This window comes from Streptomyces sp. rh34 (assembly GCF_002551245.1).
GTDB lineage: Bacteria > Actinomycetota > Actinomycetes > Streptomycetales > Streptomycetaceae > Streptomyces.
On the sequence record NZ_NTGZ01000461.1, the window covers coordinates 1 to 2,762 of the forward strand.

At 73.4% G+C, this 2,762-nt stretch carries 1 protein-coding gene; it reads left to right on the forward strand.

All coding sequences use genetic code 11. The features are described 5' to 3' along the window. Window positions 1–2,762 (forward strand): Rne/Rng family ribonuclease (locus CR470_RS37195; protein ID WP_373561476.1); only part of this gene is annotated, 2,762 nt, incomplete at both ends.

A 2,762-nucleotide genomic window follows, 5' to 3' on the forward strand; every position in this document is an offset into this window, starting at 1 on the left:
CGGTGACCGAGCCGGCGCCCGTCGCCGAGGCCCCGGCGGCCGAGGCGGAGGCCGTGGAGGAGACCCCGGCCCCGCGTACCCGCCGCCGCGCGTCCCGTAAGGCGTCCGCGCCCGCCGGTACGCCGCAGCCGGCCGCCGAGCCCGTCGAGATCCTCGCGGAGCCCGTCGAGGCCGGCGAGAGCCTGCCCGCCGCCGTCGCCGAGGAACTCGCCGCCGAGGCGGAGGAGGTCCAGGAGGCCGCCCCGCGCGGACGCCAGCGCCGCCGGGCCACCGCCGCCGCCGGTCGCCCCGAGTTCACCACCAAGCCCGAGGAGCCGACGCGCAAGGGCCGGCGCGCGACGCGCCCCGCCGTCGCCGTCTTCCAGGCCCCGGTCTTCGCCGAGCCGATGTTCCAGACCCCCGAGACCGCGGCCGCCGCCGCTGCCGCGGCCGGTTCCCCCTCGGCGCCCGACGAGGCCGACGAGGTCGAGGAGCAGCAGACCGCCGAGGTCGAGCAGAGCGCCCCGCCCGCCGAGGCCGCGCCGCAGGGCGGCTCGCGCCGCCGTCGCCGCCGTCGTGGCGAGGCCGACGGGACCGAGCAGGCCGCCGAGCCCGCCGCTCCTGTGGAGACGCCCGCCGAGCAGCCCGCCGATGAGGCCCCCGAGGCCGAGGCGGACGAGCACGAGGGCGAGGACACCGACGAGTACGGCGACCGCCCCTCGCGCCGCCGCCGTCGTGGCGGCCGCCGCCGCCGCCGTGGCGAGGCCAACGACACGGACGACGAGCAGCATGCCGACGACGCGCCCGCGCCGTCCCGTGCCGAGGAGCCCCGCTCCGAGGACGAGCAGGTCCGGGGCCGGAGCCAGGCCCAGGACGACGCCGACGAGAACGACGAGGACGACGACTCATCGGCCTCCGGTTCGAGCAGCAGCCGCCGTCGCCGCCGTCGCCGTCGCCGCAGCGGTGACGCCGTCGCCGAGGCCGACCACGGCACCGCCGACGACCCGGAGCGTACGGTCGTCAAGGTCCGCGAGCCCCGCAAGAAGGAGGAGCGCGAGCCGGGCACCGGCTTCGACGAGGTCCAGTCCATCAAGGGCTCGACCCGTATGGAGGCGAAGAAGCAGCGCCGCCGCGAGGGCCGCGAGCAGGGCCGTCGCCGGGTCCCGATCATCACCGAGGCGGAGTTCCTCGCCCGCCGCGAGGCCGTCGAGCGCGTGATGGTCGTCCGCCAGAGCGGCGAGCGCACCCAGATCGGCGTCCTCGAGGACAACGTGCTCGTCGAGCACTACGTCAACAAGGAGCAGGCCACCAGCTACGTCGGCAACGTCTACCTGGGCAAGGTCCAGAACGTGCTGCCGTCCATGGAGGCCGCCTTCGTCGACATCGGCAAGGGCCGCAACGCCGTCCTCTACGCCGGTGAGGTTAACTTCGAGGCGCTCGGCATGGGCCACGGGCCGCGCCGCATCGAGACCGCGCTCAAGTCCGGCCAGTCGGTCCTCGTCCAGGTGACCAAGGACCCGATCGGCCACAAGGGCGCGCGTCTGACGAGCCAGGTCTCGCTGCCCGGCCGCTACCTCGTCTACGTGCCCGAGGGCTCGATGACCGGGATCAGCCGCAAGCTGCCCGACACCGAGCGCTCCCGCCTCAAGACCATCCTCAAGAAGATCGTCCCCGAGGACGCCGGCGTCATCGTGCGCACCGCCGCCGAGGGCGCGAGCGAGGACGAGCTGCGCCGTGACGTCGAGCGGCTCCAGGGTCAGTGGGAGGACATCCAGCGGAAGGCGAAGGGCACCAGCGGCTCGAACGCGCCGACGCTGCTCTACGGCGAGCCGGACATGACCGTCCGGGTCGTCCGCGACATCTTCAACGAGGACTTCTCCAAGGTCATCGTCAGCGGTGACGAGGCGTGGGAGACGATCCACGGTTACGTCTCGCACGTCGCGCCCGACCTGACGGAGCGGCTGTCGCGCTGGACCTCCGAGGTCGACGTCTTCGCGACGTACCGCATCGACGAGCAGCTGATGAAGGCGCTGGACCGCAAGGTCTACCTGCCCAGCGGCGGTTCGCTGGTGATCGACAAGACCGAGGCGATGATCGTCGTCGACGTCAACACCGGCAAGTTCACCGGCCAGGGCGGCAACCTGGAGGAGACCGTCACCAGGAACAACCTGGAGGCGGCCGAGGAGATCGTGCGCCAGCTGCGGCTGCGCGACCTCGGCGGGATCGTCGTCGTCGACTTCATCGACATGGTGCTGGAGTCCAACCGGGACCTGGTGCTGCGCCGGCTCCTGGAGTGCCTGGGCCGCGACCGCACCAAGCACCAGGTTGCCGAGGTCACCTCGCTGGGCCTGGTCCAGATGACCCGCAAGCGGGTGGGTCAGGGTCTGCTGGAGTCCTTCTCCGAGACCTGCGTCCACTGCAACGGACGCGGCGTCATCGTCCACATGGAGCAGCCGACGTCCGTCGGCGGCGGTGGCGGCGGCAAGAAGTCCAAGAAGCGCGGCCGCGGCGGCGCGGGCCAGGACCACGAGCACGGTCAGGACCACGAGCACGGGCACGGTCACGACGAGCACGCAGCCGAGCCCGCCGAGTCCGAGTCCGAGGCCGAGCTGGCCGCCGAGGTCGCCGCCCCGGTTTCCCTGGCGGACCTGGAACCGGCCGCCGACGAGGAGTTCTACAGCAGCCCCGCCGAGGCCGAGGCCGCCGCCACGCGCGGCCGTGGCCGCCGCCGGGCCTCCCGCAAGGCGCCGGCTCTGTCTCTTATACACATCTCTGAGCGGGCT